At 64.4% G+C, this 25,426-nt stretch carries 20 protein-coding genes; 12 read left to right on the top strand and 8 right to left on the bottom strand.

Annotated features, from left to right (window positions below; translation table 11 throughout):
• Positions 1 to 2 precede the first annotated feature (2 nt).
• The 3 genes from ACVWZ4_RS13255 (at position 3) to ACVWZ4_RS13245 (ending at position 3,514) form a co-directional block, all read left to right on the top strand.
• Positions 3 to 803 carry an FAD binding domain-containing protein gene (locus tag ACVWZ4_RS13255; RefSeq protein ID WP_456740456.1) on the top strand — a complete coding sequence of 267 codons (801 nt, stop codon included), beginning with the start codon at positions 3 to 5 and terminating at the stop codon, positions 801 to 803.
• A 204-nt stretch (positions 804 to 1,007) separates the two neighbouring features.
• A complete protein-coding gene (locus ACVWZ4_RS13250; RefSeq protein ID WP_456700211.1) occupies positions 1,008 to 2,120 on the top strand; it encodes a CaiB/BaiF CoA transferase family protein in 1,113 nt (370 codons plus the stop codon).
• Positions 2,121 to 2,197: 77 nt separating this feature from the next.
• The gene (locus ACVWZ4_RS13245) at positions 2,198 to 3,514 is read left to right on the top strand and encodes an MFS transporter (protein WP_456700212.1); all 1,317 of its coding nucleotides are present in this window, start codon (positions 2,198 to 2,200) and stop codon (positions 3,512 to 3,514) included.
• Between the two features lie 74 nt (positions 3,515 to 3,588).
• Here ACVWZ4_RS13245 and hppD read toward each other — a convergent pair whose 3' ends face one another.
• Positions 3,589 to 4,707: a 4-hydroxyphenylpyruvate dioxygenase gene (gene hppD / locus ACVWZ4_RS13240; RefSeq protein ID WP_456700213.1), complete on the bottom strand. Its 1,119-nt coding sequence runs from the start codon at positions 4,705 to 4,707 to the stop codon at positions 3,589 to 3,591.
• Positions 4,708 to 4,828: 121 nt separating this feature from the next.
• Here hppD and ACVWZ4_RS13235 point away from each other — a divergent pair, with 121 nt between their 5' ends.
• Entirely contained in the window at positions 4,829 to 5,308 is a 480-nt protein-coding gene (locus ACVWZ4_RS13235) for an Lrp/AsnC family transcriptional regulator (RefSeq protein WP_456700214.1), read from the top strand.
• Between the two features lie 72 nt (positions 5,309 to 5,380).
• Complete coding sequence (locus tag ACVWZ4_RS13230; protein ID WP_456700215.1) at positions 5,381 to 5,692, top strand: DUF1272 domain-containing protein; 312 nt, start codon at positions 5,381 to 5,383, stop codon at positions 5,690 to 5,692.
• 110 nt (positions 5,693 to 5,802) lie between these two features.
• Here ACVWZ4_RS13230 and fahA read toward each other — a convergent pair whose 3' ends face one another.
• The 5 genes from fahA to ACVWZ4_RS13205 form a co-directional block, all read right to left on the bottom strand.
• Positions 5,803 to 7,074, bottom strand: a complete 1,272-nt coding sequence (gene fahA, locus ACVWZ4_RS13225) for a fumarylacetoacetase (protein ID WP_456740455.1) — start codon at positions 7,072 to 7,074, stop codon at positions 5,803 to 5,805.
• Positions 7,075 to 7,266: 192 nt separating this feature from the next.
• The gene (gene hmgA / locus ACVWZ4_RS13220) at positions 7,267 to 8,613 is read right to left on the bottom strand and encodes a homogentisate 1,2-dioxygenase (RefSeq protein WP_456740454.1); all 1,347 of its coding nucleotides are present in this window, start codon (positions 8,611 to 8,613) and stop codon (positions 7,267 to 7,269) included.
• A 2-nt stretch (positions 8,614 to 8,615) separates the two neighbouring features.
• Positions 8,616 to 9,572 (bottom strand): MBL fold metallo-hydrolase, encoded by a 957-nt coding sequence (locus ACVWZ4_RS13215; RefSeq protein ID WP_456700218.1) that lies wholly within the window; start codon positions 9,570 to 9,572, stop codon positions 8,616 to 8,618.
• 23 nt (positions 9,573 to 9,595) lie between these two features.
• A complete protein-coding gene (locus ACVWZ4_RS13210; protein ID WP_456700219.1) occupies positions 9,596 to 9,820 on the bottom strand; it encodes a DUF2783 domain-containing protein in 225 nt (74 codons plus the stop codon).
• Between the two features lie 7 nt (positions 9,821 to 9,827).
• Positions 9,828 to 11,459 carry an FAD-dependent oxidoreductase gene (locus ACVWZ4_RS13205; RefSeq protein ID WP_456740453.1) on the bottom strand — a complete coding sequence of 544 codons (1,632 nt, stop codon included), beginning with the start codon at positions 11,457 to 11,459 and terminating at the stop codon, positions 9,828 to 9,830.
• A gap of 110 nt (positions 11,460 to 11,569) precedes the next feature.
• Between ACVWZ4_RS13205 and ACVWZ4_RS13200 the strand changes: the two genes are divergently transcribed.
• Entirely contained in the window at positions 11,570 to 12,112 is a 543-nt protein-coding gene (locus tag ACVWZ4_RS13200) for a MarR family winged helix-turn-helix transcriptional regulator (RefSeq protein WP_456740452.1), read from the top strand.
• Here ACVWZ4_RS13200 and ACVWZ4_RS13195 read toward each other — a convergent pair whose 3' ends face one another.
• Positions 12,113 to 12,919: an N-acyl homoserine lactonase family protein gene (locus ACVWZ4_RS13195; protein WP_456740451.1), complete on the bottom strand. Its 807-nt coding sequence runs from the start codon at positions 12,917 to 12,919 to the stop codon at positions 12,113 to 12,115.
• A gap of 370 nt (positions 12,920 to 13,289) precedes the next feature.
• On the opposite strand from ACVWZ4_RS13195, the gene ACVWZ4_RS13190 reads away from it, so the two are divergent.
• The 4 genes from ACVWZ4_RS13190 (at position 13,290) to ACVWZ4_RS13175 (ending at position 19,830) form a co-directional block, all read left to right on the top strand.
• Positions 13,290 to 14,813 (top strand): caspase family protein, encoded by a 1,524-nt coding sequence (locus ACVWZ4_RS13190; protein WP_456763422.1) that lies wholly within the window; start codon positions 13,290 to 13,292, stop codon positions 14,811 to 14,813.
• 138 nt (positions 14,814 to 14,951) lie between these two features.
• Entirely contained in the window at positions 14,952 to 15,614 is a 663-nt protein-coding gene (locus ACVWZ4_RS13185; protein WP_456700224.1) for an OmpA family protein, read from the top strand.
• A 143-nt stretch (positions 15,615 to 15,757) separates the two neighbouring features.
• Positions 15,758 to 16,687: an efflux RND transporter periplasmic adaptor subunit gene (locus tag ACVWZ4_RS13180; protein WP_456700225.1), complete on the top strand. Its 930-nt coding sequence runs from the start codon at positions 15,758 to 15,760 to the stop codon at positions 16,685 to 16,687.
• Positions 16,687 to 19,830: an efflux RND transporter permease subunit gene (locus tag ACVWZ4_RS13175; protein ID WP_456700226.1), complete on the top strand. Its 3,144-nt coding sequence runs from the start codon at positions 16,687 to 16,689 to the stop codon at positions 19,828 to 19,830. The genes ACVWZ4_RS13180 and ACVWZ4_RS13175 overlap by 1 nt, the downstream gene beginning before the upstream one ends.
• 55 nt (positions 19,831 to 19,885) lie before the next feature.
• On the opposite strand, the gene ACVWZ4_RS13170 is transcribed toward ACVWZ4_RS13175, so the two are convergent.
• Complete coding sequence (locus ACVWZ4_RS13170; protein WP_456700227.1) at positions 19,886 to 20,560, bottom strand: Crp/Fnr family transcriptional regulator; 675 nt, start codon at positions 20,558 to 20,560, stop codon at positions 19,886 to 19,888.
• A 216-nt stretch (positions 20,561 to 20,776) separates the two neighbouring features.
• Here ACVWZ4_RS13170 and ACVWZ4_RS13165 point away from each other — a divergent pair, with 216 nt between their 5' ends.
• Both ACVWZ4_RS13165 and ACVWZ4_RS13160 read left to right on the top strand, forming a co-directional pair.
• Complete coding sequence (locus tag ACVWZ4_RS13165; RefSeq protein WP_456740449.1) at positions 20,777 to 22,792, top strand: AsmA family protein; 2,016 nt, start codon at positions 20,777 to 20,779, stop codon at positions 22,790 to 22,792.
• Positions 22,793 to 22,925: 133 nt separating this feature from the next.
• On the top strand, positions 22,926 to 25,373 hold the full coding sequence (locus ACVWZ4_RS13160; protein WP_456740448.1) for an adenylate/guanylate cyclase domain-containing protein: 2,448 nt from the start codon (positions 22,926 to 22,928) through the stop codon (positions 25,371 to 25,373).
• The last annotated feature ends 53 nt before the right edge of the window (positions 25,374 to 25,426 follow it).

The following is a 25,426-nucleotide window of genomic DNA, read 5'->3' as shown; positions in this document are numbered from 1 at the left end:
AGATGTATCAGACCACCTATCATCGCGCATCCTCGGTCGACGAAGCCGCCAGCCTGTTCGGCAAGAGCAGCGAGGCGAAATTCCTTGCCGGCGGCCAGACGCTGCTGCCGGTGATGAAGCAGCGGCTCGCCAGTCCCTCCGACGTCATCGATCTCGGCAAGATCAAGGAGCTGCAGGGTGTCGAGTTGTCGGGCGACTTGCTGACCATCAAGGCCGCCACGACCTATTACGACATCATGACGAATGCCGATGTGAAAAAAGCGATTCCGGCAATCGCCTATCTCACCTCGGTGCTGGGCGACCCCGCCGTGCGTTACCGCGGCACGATCGGCGGCTCGATCGCCAACAACGATCCGGCCGCCGACTTCCCGGCAGCGCTGCTCGCGCTTGCCGCGACCGTGCAGACCAACAAGCGGTCGATCTCGGCGGAAGATTTCTTCAAGGGCCTGTTCACCACGGCGCTCGAAGATGGCGAGATCATCACTGCCGTCTCGTTTCCGGTGCCTGCAAAAGCAGGTTACGAGAAGATGCGGCATCCCGCCTCGCGTTTCGCGCTGACCGGCGTGTTCGTTGCGCAGACGAAATCGGGTGAGGTCCGCGTCGCGGCGACCGGCGCCTCGCAGAGCGGTGTCATGCGGGTACCCCCGATCGAAGCCGCGCTGAAGACGAACTGGTCGCCGGCGGCGCTGGACAACGTCAGCATTCCCGCAAGCGGGTTGCTGGCGGACATCCACGGCACGGCGGAGTACCGCGCCAACCTCGTCAAGGTGATGGCGCAGCGCGCGGTGACCGCTGCAGGCTGAAATCTCGTCCTAGCGCCTCAACACAAATCTTCCGCGGCGTGCAGCAATGCGCGCCGCTTTTTTGATGGGCCCATGCATGAAAAGCGCTTGCCTCGCCGGCATGAAGGCGAGAAGAGTTAATCAGCCGATTAACTCGCCCAGAGAGGCATGTCGGAACGCGCCCTGCTGAACCACCGGCATCGCCCCTACCCGAGGAAGCAACACGTGCTCGATAAACCCGCCCAAAACGCATCCGTTGGCACGTCCGGTCCGCTCGCCGGCTTTCGAATCGTCGAATTCGCAGGCATCGGACCCGGCCCGTTCGCCTGCATGATGCTGGCCGACATGGGTGCCGATGTGGTCACGCTGGACCGCGTCGGCGCAAAGAAGAGCATGAAGTCGGTCGCGGGGCGCGGTCGCAAGTTGATCGAACTCGATCTCAAGGACAAGGCGGCGATCGCACAGGTGCTCGACCTGCTCGCCGGCGCCGACGCGCTGGTCGAAGGCTTTCGCCCCGGCGTGATGGAGCGGCTCGGCCTCGGCCCTGACGTCGTGCTCGCACGCAATCCAAGACTCGTTTACGGCCGCATGACCGGCTGGGGCCAGGAAGGGCCTCTCGCGAATGCCGCCGGCCACGACATCAACTACATCTCCATCACCGGCGCGCTCGCCGCGATCGGCACCGAGGAAGCGCCGGTGCCGCCGCTCAACCTGGTCGGCGACTTCGGAGGCGGCGCACTCTACCTCGTCGTCGGCGTGCTCGCCGCGCTGCTGGAGGCATCCAGGTCCGGTAAGGGCCAGGTCGTCGATGCCGCAATGTGCGACGGCGCGGCATCGTTGATGTCGTTCTTCTTCGACATGAAGACGCTCGGCCGCTGGACCGAAGGCCGCAACCGGAATTTTCTGGACGGCGGTGCACACTTCTACGGCGTCTATGAATGCGCCTGCGGCCATTTCGTTTCGATCGGCTCGATCGAGCCGCAGTTCTACGCGCTGCTGCGAGAGCACGCGGGACTGACCGATGCCGATTTCGACGCACAGATGGATCCCAAGGCCTGGCCTGCGCTGAAGGAAAAGCTGAGGGCCGTGTTCAAGAGCAAGACGCGCGAGGCTTGGTGCAGGATCATGGAAGGCACCGACATCTGCTTCGCGCCTGTTCTGACCATGTCCGAAGCGACCAAGCACCCGCACATGGTCGCCCGCAATGTCTTCATCGAGCGCCATGGCGTGAAGCAGCCTGCGCCCGCGCCGCGCTTCTCGCGCACACAGTCCACGGTCCGCGAGCCGGAGGGCGCCGAGATCTCCGCGGTGACGGCTGCTTGGAACGCGGGCCGCTAGGGCGCGCCTGAGGGTTGCGAGCAGGCACCCTTTTCGCGCCACGTCGCATTCCTACAAGTGACACAAGGTGCTTCCCCGTGAACAAGACTGACAGCCCGCGTCCCTCTCAAACCATGCGCGTCGGCGCGGCCATTCTCGGCAACGCGCTCGAGTTCTACGATTTCACTGTCTACGCCGCCTTCGCCGTTTTTCTCGCCAAGGCCTTCTTTCCGGCTGACAATCCGAATACGAGTCTGCTGCTCACGGTCGCGACCTTTGGCGTCGGCTTCGTGGCGCGGCCGCTCGGCGGCATCCTGATCGGCGCCTATGCCGATCGCTACGGCCGCAAGCCGGCGATGACGCTGACCATCTGGCTGATGGCGCTGGGCACCGGCATGATCGGCCTGCTGCCGACATACGACCAGATCGGCTTGCTCGCACCCGTACTGTTGGTGCTCGCGCGGCTGCTGCAAGGTTTTTCGACCGGCGGCGAGATGGGACCGGCCACGACCTATCTGCTGGAAAGCGCGCCTGCGCATCGCAAGGGCTTCTTCGGTAGCTGGCAGCTTGCCAGCCAGAACCTGGGCGGCCTGTTCTCCGCACTCGTCGGCCTCGGCCTTGCCTTTCTGATCACGCCCGGCGCCAATGACAGCTGGGGCTGGCGTGTTCCCTTCCTGCTCGGGATCCTGATCGCGCCCGTCGGCTACTTCATCCGCAGGAATCTCGACGAAACGCTGGATGCCGAAGAGGCCCATGGCAGCGTCGGCGGCGTGCTCTCCGATATCCTGGCCAACCACTGGGGCAAGATCGTGCTCTGCATCTCGCTGATCTCGGGCGCGACCATCGGCCAGTACTTTTTCCTCTACACCGCGACCTACGCGATCAACACGCTGCATTACAGCCAGGGCTGGGCGATGACGGCCAACTTCGCCACCTTCGTCAGCGGCACGATCTTCGCGCTGCTCGGCGGGGCGCTGGCGGACAAATACGGCCTGAAGACGATCGCCGTGGTCCCACGCATCATCGTGACGTTGCTGTTCTATCCCGCGTTGCTGCTGGTGGTCTCCTCGGGCTCGCCAATCGTCTACGTCGTCACCGCCGCCGTGCTGATGGCGTTCCATGCCATGTCGGGCGGCGCCGGCATCATCCTCATTCCCTTGATCTTCCCCGCGATCGTCCGCACCAGCGGACTGTCGATCGCCTACGCGCTCGGCGTCACCATCTTTGGCGGCACGGCACAGCTCATGTTCACCTGGATCATCGGAGCGACGGGCGACAAGCTGTCATGGGTCTGGTACGTCGTCGCCATGGGCGCCATCAGCATCCTCGCCACGATCGCGATACGGGTGCCTGACGGAGACGAACGGAGACGGGATGCCGTAGCCGGCGCAGCCGTGGCGAGTTCGTCGAGCTGAAATAAGCGGCCGTCCCGGCGAAGGCCGGAACGACACCTGTTTTGACCCGACAGTGTGCCTGACGGGCGACGACGCTACGCCGCCGTGTCCACCTTCAGCACCCCGCGCCGGATCTGATCTTCCTCGATCGACTCGAACAGGGCCTTGAAATTACCCTCGCCAAAGCCGTCGTCACCCTTGCGCTGGATGAACTCGAAGAAGATCGGCCCTATCGCGTTCGCGGAGAAGATCTGCAGCAGCACCTTGGTCTGGCCACCGTCGACCACGCCCTCGCCATCGATCAGAATGCCGTTCTTCCGGAGACGCGCAACGTCCTCACCGTGATTGGGCAGACGCGTATCGACCTTCTCGAAATAGGTATCAGGCGGTGAGGGCATGAACGGCAGGCCGGCTTCGCGCAGACTTTCGATGGTGCGATGGATGTCCCGGCAGCCGCAGGCGATGTGCTGAATGCCTTCGCCGCGATAGGTCGTCAGATATTCCTCGATCTGGCCGGAATCACCGGCGTCCTCGTTGATCGGAATCCGTATCTTGCCGTCCGGGCTGGTCAGCGCGCGGGAGAACAGGCCCGACGCACGGCCCTCGATGTCGAAGAATCGGATTTGACGGAAGTTGAACAGCTTCTCGTAGAAGCCGGTCCAGACATCCATCCGGCCGCGATGGACGTTGTGCGTGAGATGGTCGAGATAGAACAGGCCGGCTCCAGCCGGGCGCGGATCGCGCGCACCCAGCCACTCAAACTCGCAATCATAGGCCGAGCCCTTGCCGCCGTAGCGATCGACCAAATAGAGCAGGCTGCCGCCGATGCCCTTGATGGCGGGCACATCGAGCGTCTTCTGCCCGGATGACGCTTCTGCAGGCTCTGCGCCGAGCGCAATCGCGCGGTCATACGCTGCCTTCGCATCGACGACGCGAAACGCCATCGATGGAGCGCAGGGGCCGTGCGCGGCAACGAAGTCGGTACCATGGGTTCCGGGCTGCTCGTTGACGAGATAGTTGATGTCGCCCTGGCGATAAACAGTGATTGTCTTGGTCTTGTGACGCGCGACGGGCGTGTAGCCCATCAGCTTGAACAGATCGTGCAGCTCCTGCGGATTGGGGTGCGCATATTCGACGAACTCGAATCCGTCGGTGCCCATCGGATTGTCGGCGGTAACAGTGGCCGGCGGTGCATCGTGCGGAAACGGACCCATGGCGCTCTCCCAAATTGCTGCTGCGAAGAACTATCCTTCACATGACGCGCAATGAGCGTGCAAACGGGGCGCAATTTCGTTATCTTATGCACGATCCGTGCATATAATGGACAAGCAGCGCATGATTTCCGTGGATGCCTTCGACCTCAAGATCCTGGGCGCGCTCCAGGACGATGGCCGCCTGACCAACCAGGAACTCGCTGATCTGGCAGGCCTCTCGGCCTCCCAATGCTCGCGGCGGCGGATGCGGCTGGAAGACGAGAATGTGATCTCGGGCTATCACGCCGACCTCTCCAGCGAGGCGCTCGGCTTCGGCGTGATCGCCTTCATCCAGGTCGGCCTTGCCACCCACTCGCCGGACAATTCCAAACGCTTCCGCGCCCTGGTGAACCGCATCGACGAGATCCAGGAGGCTTATTCGCTGACGGGGGACGCCGATTACGTGCTCAAAGCCGTGCTGCGCGATCTCAAGGGCCTCTCCAACCTCGTCAACGACGTCCTGATGCCGCACCAGAGCGTTGCGCATGTGCGCTCCTCGATCGTGCTGGACAGGCTGAAGGAAAGCTCACGGCTGCCGCTGAAGGAAATCAAGCCCGGCTGAAATCGAGGGAAATGCGGCATTCGCGCGGCGCGCGCGATCTGCGATGATCCGTCAACGCCCGGAGATACAATCATGGCCCTCCAGCTTCGACCGAACTGCGAATATTGCGATCGCGACCTGCCGCCTGACGCCATTGACGCGCGGATCTGCTCCTATGAATGCACGTTCTGTGCGGATTGCGTCGAGACCAAGCTCTCCAACGTCTGCCCGAACTGCGGCGGCGGCTTCGCACCACGGCCGATCCGGCCGACGCAGGAATGGCGGCCGGGCGTGTGCACGAGCAAGCAGGCGCCGTCGGACAAGCGTGTGCATTTGAAGTACAGCGTCGACGATGTCGCGGCGCATTGCGCGCGGGTCAAAAGCGTGCCGCCGGAGAAGCGATAGGCTCTCTCCGCGCCGTCATTGCGGCAATCCAATCTGTCGTCGCGGAGACAGTCTGGATTGCTTCGTCGCTTCGCTCCTCGCAATGACGGAGATCGGAGCAATGGTGGAGGCTACTCCGCCGGCAAAATCGTCCCCTCGACTTCACCGAACCCGACACGGTAGCCATTGCCCTGGCACCAGCCGCGCATGACGAGGCTGTCGCCGTCCTCCAGGAACGAACGCTTTGCGCCGCCGGGCAGCTCGACCGGCTCGGTGCCGTTCCAGCTGATTTCGAGCAAGCTTCCGCGCTGATTCTTCTCCGGACCTGAGATGGTGCCGCTCCCAAGGAGATCGCCGACATTCATCGCGCAGCCGGAGGAGGCGTGGTGCATCAGCTGCTGCACGGAAGACCAATACACGTATTTGAAGTTGGTGCGGCTGATGCCGGCGGGCGCATTCGCTCCGGCAGCGCGCAAGGAGACGTCGAGCTCCAGATCGTAGTTCTGTGGCTTGGCCTGCTTGAGATAGTCGAGCGGCACCGGCTCCTGCGCGGGCCCCTTCAGGCGGAACGGCTCCAGCGCCTCGCGCGTCACTACCCACGGGCTGATCGAGGTTGCAAAGGCCTTGGCGAGGAACGGGCCCAGCGGGACATATTCCCATTGCTGGATGTCGCGCGCGCTCCAGTCGTTGAGCAGCACGAAGCCGAAGATCATCTCTTCGGCCTGGCTCTCCGTCAGCATGCCACCCATGGCCGAGGGCTGGCCAATCACAACGCCCATCTCCAGCTCGAAATCGAGCCGCTTGCATGGGCCGAAACTCGGCGCATCGGCATTCGGCGGCTTCAGCTGGCCGCGCGGCCGCTTCACCCTGGTGCCGGAGACGACGACGGTCGAGGCGCGACCGTTATACGCGATCGGCATGTGCAGCCAGTTCGGCTGGAGCGCATTGTCCTTGCCGCGGAACATGACACCAACATTGGTGGCGTGCTCCTTCGAGGAATAGAAATCGGTGTAGCCGGAGACCGCGAACGGAAGATGCAGCCTTGCATCGCGCAGCGGCACCAGCGCCTGCCGGCGCAGTTCCTCGTTGTCGCGCAGCTCCGGGTGATCGTGACGCAGCAGCTCGCTGATGCGCGCCCGCGTCCTGGTCCAGACCTTTGGCCCGAGCGCCATGAAGGCATTCAACGAAGGTCCGGAGAACACGCCGAGCGCTCCGACATCGAGGCGAGAATCCTGCTCGAGCTCCCAGAGATCGAGCACGTAATTGCCGATTGCGACGCCGACGCGCGGCGTGGGGTTGGCCGCGGTCGAGAACACGCCATAGGGCAGGTTCTGGATCGGGAAATCGGAGGCGGGATCGATTTCGATGAAGGAGCGGAGGCTGGGGTCGTTGGGGTGAGGCATGAGTTTCCCGTGGCAACGGTGACGGTATCACCCTCCCGTGGAGGGGGAAGGTCGGCTCATATTGAGCGCCGCGAAATAGGAGACGGGGTGGGGTGATCCCTCAACATGGACCGCGTTGGATGTGGAGAGACCGTCACCCCGCCCCGCTCGCTATCGCGAGCGACCCTCCCCGTCCAGGGAGGGTAAGAAGCCTCACGGCTTGTTCGGATCGAACCGCTTCTCCAGTCCCTTCCAGCAATCTGCATAATCGTCCTGCAGCGTCGCCGCGTTCGCGGCGTGCGCGGTGACGCGCTGCGGGTAGCGGGTCTCGAACATGAAGGCCATGGTGCCCGTCAGCTTCACCGGCTTCAGCTCGCCGTTGCTGGCGTGCTCGAAGGCGTCACGGTCGGGCCCGTGGGGCAGCATGCAATTGTGGAGCGAGATACCGCCTGGGACAAAGCCTTGCGGCTTTGCGTCGTAGACACCGTAGATCAGGCCCATGAACTCGCTCATGATGTTCATGTGATACCAGGGCGGGCGGAAGGTGTTGTCGGCGACCATCCAGCGCTCGGGGAAGATGACGAAGTCGATGTTCGCGGTGCCCGCCGTCTCCGAGGGCGAGGTCAGCACCGTGAAGATCGAGGGATCGGGATGGTCGAAGCCGATCGCGCCGACCGGCGAGAATGTGCGCAGGTCGTATTTGTAAGGCGCGTAATTGCCATGCCAGGCGACGACGTCGACCGGCGAATGCGGCAGCGTCGTCTTGAACAGTGAGCCGCCCCATCTCACGAACAGCTCGCTCGGCGTATCCTTGTCCTCGTAATCCGCAACCGGCGTGAGGAAGTCGCGCGCGTTGGCCAGGCAGTTGGCGCCGATCGGTCCGCGCTCCGGCAGCGTGAAGGCGCCGCCGTAGTTTTCGCAGAGATAGCCACGCGCAGGACCATCAGGAATCTCGACGCGGAATTTCACGCCGCGCGGGATCACGACGATCTCGCCGGGCTCGGCGTCGATGCGGCCGAATTCGGTGACGAGGCGAAGATCACCCTGCTGGAGCACGAACATCAGCTCGCCGTCGGCATTGTAGAAATGCTGGTCCACCATCGATTTGGTGATGAGATAGACATGCGCGGCCATGCCGGCCTGCGTATTCACGTCACCGGCTGTCGTCATGGTCTGCACGCCCTGCAGGAACGTCACCTCCTCCTTCGGCAACGGCGCGGGGTCCCAGCGCAGCTGCGCGATCGGCAGATCGTATTCATGGCACGGCGCCGAGCGCCACAGACCGGCATCGACCTTCTCGAAGCGTCCCGAATGCTTCACCGAGGGGCGGATGCGATAGAGCCAGGAGCGCTCATTGGTGCCACGCGGCGCCGTGAACGGCGAGCCCGACAGCTGCTCGGCGTAGAGGCCGTAAGCACAGCGCTGCGGCGAGTTTCGGCCGATCGGCAGCGCACCCGGCAGCGCCTCGGTCTCGAAACTGTTGCCGAAACCGGACATGTAGCCCGGCGTCACCTGGGCCGAACTGCGAACGATCTGATCCGGCGAGGTATTGATGTTCATGACTATCCTCCTCCTTGCAAGGCGGCCCACATCTCCTGGTCACGCTTGTCGGTCCAGATCACGGGATCGTCGATGCCCGACGCCTCGTCATAGGCGCGCGACACGTTGAACGGCAGGCAGTGCTCGTAGATGGCGAAGCTGTGGAATTTCGGATCCATCACCTCGCGCGTCGCCGCCATCGATTCCTTCAGTGTACGCCCCTTGGCGACGGAGACTTCGGCCGCGCCGTAAAGCGAGGTGACGAAGTCGCGCGTCATCGCGATGGCTTCGCGCACGGTGGAGATGCCTTTCAGTGCATCGCCGCGGCCCGGCGCGATCGCCTTGGGATTGAAGTTGCGGATCTCGTTCAGCGTCAGCGGCCATTCGCGCAGGTGAGCGTCACCGCAATAGCAGGCCGAGTGATATTCGATGAGGTCGCCGGAGAACATCACCTCGGCGTCCGGCACCCAGGCGACGATGTCGCCGGAGGTATGGCCGGCTCCCAACTGCATCAGGCGCACTTCGCGCTTCCCCAGATAGATCGACATCTCGCCTTCAAAGGTCAGCGTCGGCCAGGTCAGGCCGGGAATGCTTTGCGCATCCTGGAACAGGCGGGGAAAGCGGCCATATTCGGAATCCCAGTCCTGTTGGCCGCGCTCCTCGATCAGCCGATAAGTTTCCTGGGAGGCGACGATACCTTGCGCCTTGTAGGCGGAGGCGCCCAGCACCCGCACCGCATGATAATGCGACAGCACGACATATTTGATCGGCTTGTCGGTGACCGTCTTGACGCGCTCGATCACCTTGTTGGCCATCGCCGGCGTCGACTGCGCGTCAAACACGAGGCAGCTGTCGTCGCCGACGATGATGGCGGTATTCGGATCGCCCTCGGCGGTGAAGGCATAGAGATCGGTGCCGATCTCGGAGAAGGTGATCTTCTTCTCGGAGAGATCTCCGGTGGATGCGAAGTTCTTCGCCATCAGTTCGTCCTCAAGTCCCGTGGTTATTGTTGTTGCTGTTGTTGCTGCTGCCCGTCGACCATGCGGCGCTTCGCCAGCGCGAGCGCTTCCCTGAGCACGTCGATGTCGCCGATATGGTTGGCGAGGATCAGCACCAGAGCTGCGTCGAAATCGGCGCTCTGCTCGTCGCTGAGGCCGCGATGCGCCTCGACGATGGCGCGGAAAGCGTCGTCGGGCCGCGCAAAGTTGGAGCTGGTAGAGAGCGGCATATAAACCTCAATTCAGACCTGCAGCCCGAGACAGCGCCGCCGCGATCGCCTCACGCGTCGGGTGGCGGAAGCGCGCCGCGACATAGCCGTCGGGCCTCAGTAGGTAGGCAGAACCAGGCTCGGCGTCGTAGCGTCTGGCGACGAGGCCTTGGGAATCGGCAAGTCCGCCCTCGCCGCCGACGCGGATGTCTTTGACGTCATCGGGCACGTCGACCCCCGCACCATTGCTGAACGACAGCAGGGTGAAGTCCGTTCCACCGTCACGGAACGCATCGGTCAGATAGGCCTGCTCGCCGACGGGGGCATCAAGCATCGAGCAGCCCGGCGACGGTCCGCCGCGCCAGGCATCCGCATCACGTGATGACAGCGGCGAGTCATAGCTGCACGGCACCGAGAGCCGGCCGCCATTGACCATGCGCTTGCCGAACTCGGTCTCTTTGGCGAGCGACAGCACCGCCTGGCGCAGCCGCGCTTCCTGATGCGAGTTGGGTGCCATGAAATCGGTCGAACGGGTGGATTCGCGGATGTTCTCATCGGCCGCCAGGCTACGCTCGACATGGTAGCTCTCGAGCAAGCTCGCCGGCGACGCGCCGCGCAGCACGCGATCGAGCTTCCAGGACAGATTCTCGGCGTCCTCAAGCCCGGAATTGGCGCCGCGCGCGCCAAACGGTGAAACCTGATGTGCGGAATCGCCGGCAAAAATCACGCGGCCATGGATGAAGCGGTCCATCCGTCGGCACTGGAATTTGTAGAGCGAGATCCACTCGAACTCGAATTCGTCGTGGCCGAGCATGCGCGCGATCCGCGGCCGCACGTTTTCCGGTTTCTTCTCGACGACAGGATCGGCATAGCGATTGAGCTGGAGATCGATGCGCCAGACATCGTCGGGCTGCCGATGCAGCAGCGCGGAACGCCCTGCATGAAACGGCGGATCAAACCAGAACCAGCGTTCGGTCGGGAATTCCGCCGTCATCTTGACGTCGGCGATCAGGAATTGATCCTCGAACACCTGTCCGGCAAACTCGGCGCCGACCATCTGCCGCAGCGAAGAACGCGCGCCGTCGCAGGCGACGACATACTGCGCGTGCAGGCGATAGGCGCCTTCGGGCGTTTCGATCGTCAGCGCGACAGAGTCGTTGCGCTGTTCGAGCGCGGTCACCTTGTTGCGCCAGCGCAGGTCGATCCCAGGCAGATCGCTGATGCGATCGACCAGATAGGCCTCGGCATAATATTGCTGGATATTGATGAAGGCCGGCCGCTTGTGGCCATCCTCCGGCAGCAGGTTGAACTGATAGAGCTGGGACTCGCCGTGGAAAATACGGCCGACGCTCCACACGACGCCCTTGTCGACCATGCGATCGGCGACGCCGAGCCGGTCCCAATATTCCAGCGACCGTTTCGAGAAGCAGATCGCGCGCGAGCCCTCGCCGATGCGGTCGGCATCATCCAGAAGGACGACGCGCTGGCCGCGCTGGGCGAGATCGATCGCCAGCGACAAGCCCACCGGGCCTGCGCCAACGACCACGACCGGGTGCTCGGCCGGACTTTGGCCCGGGCGATCCTGGTCGGAGTGGCGGCGATAGCCGAACTGGGTCTTCGCTTGAAAGGTGTTGGCCTGATGCGTATTGGCCGGCGCCATATACTAACCTCGGCTCTGGTCAGGAGCGGACTGACCTGCTAGATAGTCTCACGTGCAACTATTTTGGACCGGCGCCGGCCGGCCGTCAACAGGAATTCGGAGCGCTCGCCTTGGCCAGGACATCCAGCGACATCGCGCTGAAGACAAGAGAATCCGACGAGGCTTCGCCGCGGCCCAGATCGCGGCTCGACCTGTTCAAGTTCGTGCCGTTCCGCCTCAACCGGCTTGCAGCGGAGGTCAGTTCCGCGCTCGCGGTCGAGTATCAGGAGCGTCACGGCCTGGATATTCCAGCCTGGCGCGTGCTTGCCACGCTCGGCTTCCGCAACGATGCCTGCAGCGCGCAGTACATCTCGCAATGCACCCGCACGCACAAATCCACCATTAGCCGAGCGGTGACCACGCTGTTGCATGACGGCCTGATCGAGCGGGTCGAGAACGAAGCCGACCGCCGCGAATTCCGCCTGCAGCTGACCAGGAAGGGCCGCACACTGTACGAGGAGCTGTTCCCGCAATTGCTGCGGCGGGAAGACGAGATCCTCGCATGCCTCACCGCGCAGGAGCGGAAGCAGCTCTCGACCCTGCTCGGCAAGATCGAGGGAAGCCTCGATCTGGTCCAGACCAGCGAAGAGGCGGACGCCAAGCAGGCGTATTGATCACTTTGCAAACGACCGCGACGGCGGCAGGTGCAGCGCCCAGGCATCGACCTTGTCGCTGGCGCGCGGATAGATCTCGGTCACGACGGGATCGTGGCCGGGAATGTAGCGATCGGCATGCCCGGCGAGGCGTTCGATCGTCTCCCAGCCGACCGCCATGTCACCCACATTGTAGACGATCGGAAACGGGCTGCGGCGTTGCAGATTGGCATAGTAATGCGCAGCGTCGGACGCCAGCACCACCGGCCCGCGCGCCGTCTCGACCCTGACCACCTGCAAACCGTCGGAATGGCCGCCGACACGGTGCACGGTCACCCCGGGCGCGACCTCGCCGTCGCCGGAGTAGAAGGTGACGCGCTCGCCATAGACATGGCGCACCATCTGGGTGACGTGCTCGACCGAGAAGGGATGTCGCAGCAGTCCGTTGCACATGCAGCGCCCCGTCGCATAGGCCATCTCACGCTCCTGGAGATGAAAGCGCGCATTGGGGAAGCGATCGAGATTGCCGGCGTGGTCGTAATGCAGATGCGTCACGATAATGTCGCGGATACTCGACGCCGCGATGCCAAAGCGCTCCAGCGCATCGACCGGGTTGAGCGTCAGTTTTCGCGCGCGCAAGGTCGCCTCCTCGGCATTGAAGCCGGTGTCGACCAGGATCTCGCGGCCCTGCCCGCGGATCAGCCAAACGAAGTAGTCGAGATCCTGCGCCGCGCCGTCATGCGGGTCGGGCGCCAGAAAATTCATGCTGGGCGTGCGTGGCGACATCGTCGCATAGCGCAGGGCGTAGATTTCGTAAGCGTTTCCCATGGGCTCTAATTCCCGTTCTTGCTTTTTTCTGAGCGGATCTTGCGCACCAAGCCATCGCCCGCAGCAAAGGTCAAACGTGCGAGGTTGTGGCGGACGCGAGACCCAATGTGAGACCAATCACACTTTCGTCGCGAGGACCGGCCTGACGTGGGCCGCCGGAACCCCGAACGAGAACGCGCCGAGGAAAATCGTGACCGCCGCATCATTCCCCTCGCAACCGACCTGCGCGTCGCGGTCAATTGTCGCAATAGTGCCGAATCTCCAAGTGGTTGACGCCCCCACGCGCCGGTTTGATAATGCACTTTGCGTAAGTTAAGGTCGCCGCGGCGCAAGCTGGGAACGGCGCCTTTTTGGCTGGACCGCGCTGATTATGAAAATCCGCTTCCTTCTTCTTCTGCCCTTGCTCGCCTCTCTTTTCCCGACCGCTCCGTCGCTTGCGGCCAGCGACCGCTATGCACTGGTGATCGGCAATGCCAAATATCCCGATGCCGACAGTCCGCTGAAGGAGCCGATCAATGACGCCCGCGACGTCGCCGATGAGCTCAAGCGTGATGGCTTTACGGTTGAGGTCGGCGAGAATCTCACTGGCGACGGCATGCGTCGCGCCTTCGACAAGCTCTATGGCAAGATCAAGCCCGGCTCGGTCGCCCTGTTGTTCTACAGCGGGTTCGGCATCCAGTCGGCGCGCCAGAGCTATATGATCCCGATCGATGCGCAGATCTGGACCGAGTCCGACGTCCGCCGTGACGGTTTCAGCATCGAAGCCATCCTGGGCGAGCTCAACACCCGCGGCGCCGGGGTCAAGATCGCGCTGATCGATGCCTCCAGGCGTAACCCGTTCGAACGCCGGTTCCGCAGCTTTTCGGCCGGTCTCACTCCTGTCATCGCGCCGAACGGCACGCTGGTGATGTATTCGGCAGCGCTGGCATCGGTGGTGTCGGACGCGGGTGGCGATCACAGCCTGTTCGTCCAGGAGCTGCTCAAGGAAATCCGCGTCCCGGACCTGATGGCCGAGGAAACGCTGAACCGCACCAAGATGGGCGTCACCCGCGCCTCGCGCGGCGAGCAGGTGCCGTGGATCTCGTCCTCGCTTGCGGAGGATTTCTCGTTCATTCCCGGAGCCGGCGGATCGCGCCCGGCCGCAACGACACCGCCGCCGGCGCCTCCCGCGCCGCCGCCTCCTGCAGTCGCCAACAACCCTCCGCCAAATCCACCGGCCCCACCGCCTGCGCCGGTGGCTGCGAACAATCCGCCGGCGTCGCCCGCAGCTCCGTCGCCACCCCCGCCGCCGAAACCGCAGGTCGAGGCCGCGCTGCCTCCGCCGCCCCCGCCGGTCAAACCGGCCGAGCCTGCCCCGGTGCCAAACGCCGATGGCGGGCCGAGCGCGGCCACACTGGCCGAAGATCCCACGATCAAGGGCCTGACGGCCAAGATCGCCGCCAATCCTGACGACGTGAATGCGCTGTACCGGCGCGGCCAGGTCTATGCCAGCAAAGGGGCGTACAATCTGGCCATCAAGGATTTCGATGACACGCTCCGGATCAATTCAAAGGATGTCGAGGCGCTGAATAACCGCTGCTGGACCCGCACCGTGGTCGGCGACCTCCAGGGTGCCCTGAAGGATTGCAACGAGGCGCTGCGGCTGCGGCCGAATTTCGTCGACGCGCTGGACAGCCGGGGCCTCGTGAACCTCAAATCCGGCGCGGCAAAGAACGCCATCGCCGACTTCGACGCGGCGCTGAGGATCAATCCGCGCCTGACCTCCTCCCTCTACGGCCGCGGCGTAGCCAAGCAGCGCAACGGTTCGGCCCAGGAAGGCGCACTTGACATCGCCAATGCCAAGGCGATGGATCCGAACATCGTGCAGGAATTTGCAAGCTACGGAGTGCGTTGATATTTTTTGACTTGGGGCGGGCGGCGCTCGAACCCCTGGCGATCCGGCCAAGACTAACCGAACGGATGCCGCTGGCCTTGCCGTGGGCCTGTCGCCAAGGTTTTGGAACAGCGCGGGCTCGCGCAGGAGGGACTGACAATGAGATCGGCTGGAAAAGGACTGACCGCGATTCTGTCCATCGTCACCCTCGGTGCCGCGCTGTCGCTGACGCCAGCCTTCGCCGGCGATGACGGCAACAGCCAGAACGTCACGGAGGACGAGATCGTCCGTGCCCTGGCGCCGCAGAAAAAGCCCCTGACCCGCGGTCTCTCGATCGCCCCTCAAGCCGATCCCGCGCCGAACCCGGCGGAAGCCAAGCTGATCCAATCCGTCCGCGGTCGTGCCACGCGCTCGCTTTCCTCGACCGAGCGCGAGGAGATCGCAACCGCGGCCAGGGACAAGCCGAATATCGATCTCGAAATCACCTTCGACTACAACTCGGCCGATATCAGCACCAAGTCACTCCCGTCGGTGCAGGCGCTGGGCCGCGCCCTGACCAGCCCCGATCTGAAGGGCTCGACCTTCGTGGTCGCCGGCCACACCGACGCCGCCGGCGGCGAGAGCTATAATCAGGAGCTCTCTGAACGCCGCGCGGATTCGATCAAGCGCTATCTGGTCGAGAAATACAGCATCGCCGCCGCCGACCTCGTCACCGTGGGCTATGGCAAGACAAAGCTGAAGGATCCGAACCGGCCGATGGCGGAGGTGAATCGCCGCGTGCAGGTCGTGAATATGGAAAACAAGACCACCGCATCGAAGTGACCACGGCGTAACCCGTTGCAGTGACAAGTCGTGATGTGGTGTAAGGTCTTGCTCCCGGCGCGCGTCCCCCAGTCCTGCGGGACGCCGATTCGTATCAGGGAAACCCGCTTCACAACCCCGAGCCAGGCCAGGATGATCCGGCGATGAACGTCTCCGAATATCTCAAGCCTGCGGGTACCGTGGCGTTCATCCTTGCGCTCGGCGCCGGCTATTACTGGTTCGAGCATCGGCATCGTCCCGAGGCAAAGGAGACGCCGGGCGAGGCGCTCGTCATCGTGTCGAAATCGACCAATGCCTGCTTCTCCGACCTCGTGCGGGTGACGGGCTTCTTCGTGCCGCGGCGTGAGGCCGTGGTCATCGCCGACCAGGAAGGCTCGAAGGTCACCGACCTCTTCGTCACCGAAGGTACTGTCGTCACCGACAACCAGGAGCTGGCGCGCCTGACGGCGCCGCCGCAGATTCCCGGTCAGCCGCAGAGGCCGGTCCCCCAGGGGCCGATCTCGCTGAAGGCGCCCGCACCGGGCCTCATCACGGAAGTGCGGACCATCGTCGGCGCGCCGGCCTCGCCGCAGGCCGGACCGATGTTCCGGATCGCCGTCAACAACGAGATCGAGCTGGATGCGCAGGTCCCGGCCGTGCACATGCCGAAGCTCAGCCCCGGAGCGACGGTGCGGATCAGCCGCGACGATGCCGCCGATCTGATTGGCCGGGTCCGGCTCGTCGCGCCCGAGATCGACCGTGCCACGCAGCTCGGCCGCGTCCGTATCAGCGTCACCAACAATCCTTCGTTGAAGGTCGGCGTGTTTGCCCGCGCCTCGATCGACGCCAAGCGAAGCTGCGGCGTCGCCGTCCCCAAGACCGCGATCGACCATCTGACCGTCCAGGTGGTCAAGGGCAACACCGTCGAGACGCGGAGGGTGCGCGTCGGCCTGACATCGGACAGCCAAACGGAAATCCTGGAAGGGGTCGACGTCGGCGAAATCGTCGTGGCCGACGCCGGCTCTTCGCTCCATGACGGCGACCAGATCAAGACCATGTTCGCCGATGAACTCGATCGCACGCGGGTACGCTGATGGCTCTCAATATCTCGGCATGGTCGATCCGTAATCCGCTGCCCTCGGTGGTCTTTTCGATCATCCTCCTGATTCTCGGCTGGACCTCCTTCACCAGGCTCGCGATCACACGACTGCCCTCGGCCGACATTCCCGTGATCTCGGTGGCGGTGGCGCAGTTCGGCGCCGCGCCCGCAGAGCTTGAATCCCAGGTCACCAAGACGGTCGAAGACGCCGTCTCCGGCGTCGAGGGCGTGCGGCACATCACCTCCTCGATCACCGATGGCGTGTCAGTCACCACCATCCAGTTCGCGCTGGAGACCAACACCGACCGCGCGCTCAACGACGTCAAGGACGCGGTGACCCGCGTGCGCTCGAACCTGCCGCAAAACGTCACCGAGCCGCTGATCCAGCGCGTCGACGTGATCGGCCTGCCCATTGTAACCTATGCCGCGATCTCGCCGGGCAAGACGCCGGAGCAGCTCTCCTATTTCGTCGACGACGTGGTCAAGCGCGCGCTGCAGGGCGTGCGCGGCGTCGCCCAGGTCGAGCGCATCGGCGGTGTCGAGCGTGAGATCCTGGTTTCGCTCGATCCCGATCGCCTGCAGGCGATGGGGCTGACTGCCGTCAATGTCAGCCAGAGCCTGCGCGGCACCAATGTCGACGTCGCCGGCGGTCGTGCCGAGATCGGTAAGAACGACCAGGCCATCCGGACTCTGGCCGGCGCCAAGACTCTCAGCGACCTCACCGGCACCATGGTCCCGCTGTTCGGCGGCGGCGAGGTTCGTCTCGACGATCTCGGCACCGTGACCGACACCATCGCCGACCGCCGTACCTTCGCCCGCTTCAACGGCGAGCCGGTGGTCGCGCTGGGCATCAAGCGTTCCAAGGGCGCCAGCGACGTGAAGGTCGCCGCAGCCGTGCAGAAGCGCATCGACGCGCTCAAGGCCGCCTATCCCGATGTCGACCTGAAGCTGATCGATACCTCGGTGGACTACACCAACGGCAATTACGAAGCGGCGATCTCGACCTTGTTCGAGGGCGCCATTCTCGCCGTCGTCATCGTGCTGCTGTTCCTCCGCGACTTGCGCGCCACCATGATTGCCGCGGTCTCGCTGCCGCTGTCGATCTTCCCGGCGTTCTGGGCGATGGACATCCTCGGCTTCTCGCTCAACCTCGTCAGCTTCCTGGCCATCACGCTGTCGACAGGTATTCTGGTCGACGACGCCATCGTCGAGATCGAGAACATCGTGCGGCACATGAACATGGGCAAGTCGCCCTATCGTGCCGCCCTCGAAGCCGCCGACGAAATCGGTCTCGCGGTGATCGCGATCTCGCTGACCATCATCGCGATCTTCGCGCCCGCGAGCTTCATGTCGGGCATCGCCGGGCAATTCTTCAAGCAGTTCGGCATCACGGTCTCGGTGCAGGTGTTCTTCTCGCTGCTTGCGGCGCGGTTCGTGACGCCGATGCTGGCCGCCTACTTCCTCAAGCACGGCCATCACGAAGAGCCGCCGCCCGGCCGCATCCTGCGCACCTATCACGGCCTCGTCTCGTGGTCGGTCAAGCATTATTTCATCACGGTGCTGATCGGCTTCGGCATCTTCGCGGCCTCGATCTGGAGCATCACGCTGCTGCCGCAGGGCTTCCTGCCGGCGCAGGACAGCGCCCGCTCGCTGCTGGCCCTCGAACTGCCGCCGGGCACGCAGCTCGCCTACACCGAGAAGGTCACCGAGGACATCGTCGCGCGCCTGCGCAAGCGGCCGGAGGTGAAGAGCATCTTCGTCGATGGCGGCCGCGTTCCACCGGGGACCCAGGAAGTCCGGCGCGCTTCGCTGATCATCAACTACACGCCCAAGAACGACCGCAAGATTACCCAGCGCGAGCTCGAATTCTCGATCAGTCAGGAACTGGAGAACGTTCCCGATATCCGGTTCTGGTTCCTGGACGAGAACGGATTGCGCGCGATCTCGCTGGTGGTGACCGGTGTCGACGCCAACATCGTCAACAACGTCGCCAGTGAACTCGCGACGCAGATGAAGCGAATTCCGACCATCTCCGACGTGATCTCGGAGACGTCGCTGGAACGTCCCGAACTGCGCATCGAGCCGCGCGCCGATCTCGCCGCGCGACTGGGCGTCTCGACCGAAAGCCTCTCGCAGACCATCCGTGTCGCGACGATCGGCGATGTCGGTCCGGCGCTCGCCAAGTTCGACGTCGGCGACCGCCTTGTGCCGATCCGAGTGCAGCTCGAGGACGCGGCGCGCGGCAACCTGAAGACGCTCGAGCAGTTGCGCGTTCCGCTCGGCGAGCACGGCGAGAAGGGCGGCGTACCCCTCTCGGTCATCGCCGACGTCAAGCTCGACCAGGGTCCGACCAGCATCAACCGCTACGACCGCGAGCGGCAGGCAACGGTCGCGGCCGATCTCGTCGGCTCCGCGGCACTCGGCGACGCCACCAAGAAGATCTACGATCTCCCTGTCATGAAGAGCCTGCCGAAGGGCGTGAAGGTCTCTCCCTCCGGTGACGCCGAAAGCCTCAACGAACTGTCCGACGGCTTCGCCACCGCGATCACGGCCGGCCTGATGATGGTCTATGCGGTGCTGGTGCTGCTGTTTGGCACCTTCCTGCAGCCGATCACCATCCTGTTCTCGCTTCCGCTCTCGATCGGCGGTGCGATCGCGGCCCTGCTTGTCACCGGCAAGCAGCTCACCACGCCGGTCTGGATCGGCATCCTGATGCTGATGGGCATCGTGACCAAGAACGCGATCATGCTGGTGGAATTTGCGATCGAATCGATCAATGCCGGCAAGCCGCGCGACGAGGCGATGATCGACGCCGGCATGAAACGCGCCCGTCCGATCGTGATGACCACGATCGCGATGGCCGCCGGCATGATGCCGAGCGCGCTCGCGGTCGGGGCCGGCGGCGAATTCCGCTCGCCGATGGCGCTCGCGGTCATCGGCGGCCTGATCTTTTCGACCATCCTCTCGCTGGTGTTTGTGCCCGCAATGTTCATGGTGATGGACGATTTCGGCGCCCTGATCTGGCGCTTCGGCAAGCGGCTGATCGTGCACAGCGAAGACGCCGAGACCGGCGGCCACCATGAAGCCGCGGATACGGCGCATGCGCCGAAGCGCATCGTGCACCCGGCGGCGGAGTAAGCGCGCTCTGCAGAAGCCGTCGCAGCGACGAAAGTCTTCGCCGCGACGCCTCGTCCTACTCGTTTCGCGCGATCGCGGTCAGCTTGGACATATTCCGCAGCAGGATGCGGCCGCGCTGGAGATCCAGGATTGCTTCCTTGCGCCAGGCCTGAAGCTGGCGGTTGACGCTCTCGCGAGCGGCGCCGACGAAGACGCCGAGTTGCTCCTGCGAGATGTGGACTTCGGAACCGAAATCGGCGGCAAGCGCGCAGAGCCGGCGCGCCAGCCGCACCGGCAAAGGCTGCAACATCGACTCTTCCATGCGTTCGCTCTGCCAGCGAATGCGCTGGCACAAGAGCGCGATGATCTTGATCGCGACCTTTGGCTCCCGTTCCAGAAAAGCAAGAAAGTCTTCGCGCCGCAACACGAACAATTCGCTGGCTTCACCGGCGGTCGCATCCGCAGTGCGGCTCTGGCCGTCGAGCACCGCGACCTCTCCGAACAGATCGCCCGGACCCATGAAGTTCAGCGTCAGCCGGCTGCCATCGGACGCCCCAGTCTCGATGCGGACCTGACCACGGCGCACGCCGAACAGCGCGTCTCCCGCATCGCCCTTCTGGAACAACACCTCGCCATTTGCCAGATGCTGGGTGTGGCAAAGATTGGACAGCCGCTGGAGCTCGTCGGGACCGAGGTCGGCGAACATGGCATTCATTTTCAGAATGACCGCAAATTCCGCCTGCTTGCTCATTTCAACGTCCTTGTGAATCTCTTCGGCAAATCGCTTGGAGGCATCGACGTCAGGATCGCGTAAAACCGCACCGGGGAAGTGTGTCATAAGTCACATAACTTTGCAGCACCTCCTGATTATTTTTAGGCGCTTGGAGCGGTCTCCCGTCCCGGGATAAACTCAGGCGAACGGGCGGCAACCGGCCGGTTTCGACGCCGCAGTTCTTGGAAATGCGACATGAGAGCAATGAAATTCGCCGGCGCTGCGGTGGCCGCAATCATCATCGTGGTCGGTCTGCTGCTGGTGATCGGGATTCCCTCGGGCTTCCTGACCACGACGATTGCCTCGCGCGTCGAGCAGGCGAGCGGCTATCGCCTGTCGATCGACGGCTCCGCCAAGATCAGCTTTTGGCCGACGCTGAACATCACGCTGAACGATCTGACGCTGCAGGATCCCAAGGACCGCAGCGGCATCACGCGCCTGACGATCGACAGCGTGCAGGCCGACATGTCGCTTGCGAGCGCATGGTCGGGCCATCCCGAGATCAGCGAAATTGTCGTCAGCCACCCCGTGCTGCACCAGCCGCTGCTGCGCGAGCGCCTGCCCGACAGCGGTGCGTCGGCGCAGGCGTTCGCGCTCGACATGAGCGGCGCGACGATCGAGCGCATCAAGATCAGCAACGGCGAGGTCGCATTCTCTCGCGCGCGCGATCGCGTCGAAGGCCGCATCAGCGCCATCAACGCCGACGCCGTCACGAGCCGCGACCGCAAGGTCAATATCGCCGGCACTGCTCGCGTCGGCGAGCACCCGACCAGGTTCGACATCAAGGCGACGAGGCCGGCGCCACCGAACGAGCGCCAGACCATCCCGGTGGATTTCGCCATCGACATGCCCGACGTGCTGAAGGCTCAACTCGCCGGCCATGCCGACATGCGGCTGAACGGCGCGGTCGTGATGATCAACGGAGTCAGCGGCACGCTCGGAGATGGCGGCTTCAATGGCTGGGCCTCGGTCGACATCGCGAGCAAGCCGCTGGTGAAGCTCGATCTCGATTTCCAGCGGCTCGCAATCCCGCTGGTGAAATCGCCTGGCGGTGCGGCTGGGGAGCCCTGGAGCGATGCGCCGATCGACGTGTCCGGACTCAATTATGTCGACGCCCAGATCAGGGTCTCGGCCAACGAAGCCGTCATTGGCGATGCCCGTCTAGCGCCGCTGGCGGTTGATGCAAAGCTCGCGGGCGGCATCTTGAAGGCGGGCACGGCCAATCTTGGCACTTACGGCGGCCAGGTCTCGGGCGAAGCGATTTTGGATGCGACCGGCGGCGCGCCGAGCTTTGCGATGCATGCCGACCTCGTCGGCGTGCGTGCGCTGCCGCTGCTGCAGGGCCTTGCCGAATTCGACCGCATCGACGGCAAGCTGCAGGCCAAGCTCGCCCTGCGCAGCGCCGGCGCCAGCCAGCGCGCGCTGATGGCGAACATGCAGGGCACGGCCTTCGTCAATTTCCAGGACGGCAGCATCCGCGGCATCAATGTCGCGCAGATGATCCGTTCGCTGACCTCCGGCACGCTGTCGGGCTGGCAGGACAACCAGAACGCCAGCCAGGAGCAGAGCACGGACCTGTCACAGCTCTCCGCCTCTTTCCGCATCGACAAGGGACAGGCGGTGACGACCGATCTCAATCTGGTCGGGCCGCTGGTGCGTGTCACCGGCGCCGGCACCATTGCGCTCGACACCAAGATGATGGGCTTTCGCGTCGAGCCGAAACTGGTGATGACGACCGAAGGCCAGGGCCGCACGTCCGAACCGGTCGGCTTCGGCATTCCCGTGATGATCACAGGCCCGTGGTCGCAGCCGCGGATCTATCCTGACATGGCCGGCGTGCTCGACAATCCTGATGCCGCCTATGCGAAGCTGCGCGAGATGGGCAAGGGCCTGTTCGGCCCTGACGGCGCCGGGCTCGGCAATATCCTGAACAGTTTTGGCCTCGGCGGCAACGCCGATCCGCAGGCGCAGCGGCCGGGGCAAGGACAAGGGCAAAACAATCTGCTCGGGGGCCAGTTGGGCGAAGCGATCGGCAATCTGATCCAGCAGGGGCTGTCGAGCGGCAACGGAAACGGCGCCAGCCGAAACCTCAGCCTGCCCGGCGCACCGGCGCCGCAGGCCTCGCCGGCCCCGCCGACCCAGGACCCGCCTGCGGCGCAGCAGGACAGCCAGCCGATGAACGACCTGATGCGGCAGCTGTTTAACAGGTGATTGGCGGACGGCGTTTCCCGCGGGTAAGCCACACCAGCCCCTCGCCGGTTCACCGGCCCAAATTGTGATAAAAGGGCCGTTCGGCCTGTGCGGCCCATGGCGCCGGCGTCCGTCGTGGCGCGAGAGGATCCGGATGGCGGGAGCGAAAGACAAGACCTGGTTTCTGCGCGGGGGCCTGTTCGCCAAATATGTCGTCTCCCTCGTCGGCCTCGTCGTGTTCGTGCTCGCCGTCAACGGCGCGATGGAGACGTGGATCTCCTATCGCGCCACGAGGACACAGCTGACCGGCGGGCTCGAGGACAAGGCGCAAGCCACCGCGCGGCGCCTGGAGCAATCCGTCTCCGAGATCGAGCGCCAGATCAGCTGGGTGACGACGGCCAGCCGGGACACGATCGAGAAGCGCCGCGCCGATTATGCCCAGCTGCTGCAGCAGGTCTCCGTCGTCTCCCAGCTGTTCCAGCTCAACGGCGACGGCCGCGAGGTGCTGCGCGTTTCGCGCCAGTCGACCACGACCGGCAGCAATGCGGACCTCTCCCGCGACCTGCGCTTCCTTGATACGGTCGCGCGCGGAGTCAGCTACTCGCCAGCCTACTTCTCGGACGGCACTCCCTACATGTCGATCTCGGTGGCACATTCCGGCTTCAATGCCGGCGTCACCGTGGCCGAGGTCGATCTCAGCTTCCTCTCCCGCTTTCTGTCGGACGCACAGGTCGGCAAGGCCGCCTTCGCCTATGTGGTCGATGCACATGGCCGCGTGCTCGCGACCTCGTCCAGCGGACCCGATCTCGGCAGCGATTTGTCGAAACTGCCGCAGGTCGCGGCTGCGATCGCGCCCGGCCGCGAGCCCGCGACGTCAGGCACCGACTTCAACGGCCACGCGGTGCTGTCAGCCGAGAGCACCGTGCCGAAGCTCGGCTGGAGCGTGCTGTTCGAGCAGCCGGCCTCACAGGCGCTGATGCCGATCCGTGACCAGCTCGTGCGCATCGCGCTTTTGATCGGCATGGGCCTGCTGGTCGCGATCCTCGCCGGCACGCTGCTCGCGCGGCGCATGATCATCCCGATCACGGCGCTGCGCGACGGCGCGCACAGGCTCGGCGAGGGCGAGTTCAGCCATCGCATCGACGTGCACACCTCCGACGAGCTGGAGGAGCTCGCCGGCCAGTTCAACCGCATGGCCGGGCAGCTCCAGGAGACCTATACGGACCTCGAAGCGAAAGTCGAGGCGCGCACCCGCGATCTCGCCCAGTCGATCAACGAGCTGAAGGTGCTGGAAGAGGTCGGCCGTGCGGTGGCGTCCTCGCTCGACCTCAATGCCGTGCTGCCGACGATCGCCGCCCGCGCGCTGGAGATCAGCCATGCCGATGCGGTGCTGATCTACGGCCATGATGCCGAACGCCATCGCTTCAACCTGGTCGAGGCCGACGGCATCGACAAATCGGCCGAAGGCGCCCACGTCACGATCGACGAAGGCGACAACATCCTGAGCGATGCCGCCGAGAGCGGTGAGCCGATCGCAATCGCGGACCTCGACCACGCCGCCGGGCAGCCGCTGCGCGACGTCGCGCTCGCCGCCGGCTTCCATGCGGTGCTGGTGGTGCCGCTGGTCGACCAGCAGGGCACGCTCGGCGCGCTGGTGGTGCTGCGCCGCGCCAGCGGCGCGTTCGAGGGCAGCCTCACCGGCCTGATGCGCACCTTCGCCAACCAGGCGGTGCTGGCGATGCGCAATGCGCGGCTGTTCAGCGAAGTCGACCACAAGAGCCACGCGCTGGAGAGCGCGAACCAAACGGTCCGCGCCCAGGCCGACAAGCTGCGCGAGCAGACCGAGCAGCTCAAGGACTGGAACAAGTCGCTCGAGGAGCGCGTCGCGACCCAGCTCGGCGAGATCGAGCGCATCCGCAAGCTCGAGCGCTTCCTCGCGCCGCAGGTGGCGCAGCTGATCGCCTCCTCCGACAGTCCCGAGGGGCTGCTCACCAGCCAGCGCCGCGAAGTCACCGTGGTGTTCTGCGACCTGCGCGGCTTTACGGCTTTCACGGAGGCGACCGAGCCGGAGGAGGCGATGAACGTGCTGCGCGAATATCACGCAGCGCTGGGCAAGCTGATCTTCAAATATGAGGGCACGCTCGACAAATATGCCGGCGACGGCGTGATGATCCTGTTCAACGCGCCGATCCAGTTCGAGGACCACACCACGCGCGCCGTGAAGATGGCGGTGGAGATGCGCGACACCATCGGCCCCCTGACCGAGCGCTGGCGCAACCGCGGACATAGCCTCGGCTTCGGCATCGGCATCGCGCTGGGCTATGCCACGCTCGGCCAGGTCGGCTTCGAGCAGCGGCTGGAATATGCCGCGATCGGCAGCGTCACCAACCTCGCCTCCCGCCTGTGCGCCGAGGCCCATGCGAACCAGATCGTGGTCAGCCGCCGCGTCTACGGCATGGTCGAGCCATGGGTCGAAGCGCGCGCGCTCGATGATCTCCAGCTCAAGGGGTTCAATCACCCGGTGCTGGCCATGGAGATCTTGCGCTGGCGCGAGGAGGTCGACAACGTCGTGGATGCCTCCGCGGCGCGGCGTCGGGGATAGAAACCAACGCAAAAGTCGAAAACAACCCCATGCACAGTAGGCAAGTCACTGGG

It is taken from the genome of Bradyrhizobium sp. USDA 4472 (assembly GCF_054058595.1).
The sequence above is the reverse complement of the archived record's forward strand: the minus strand, read 5'-3'. Positions and strand labels throughout refer to the sequence as shown.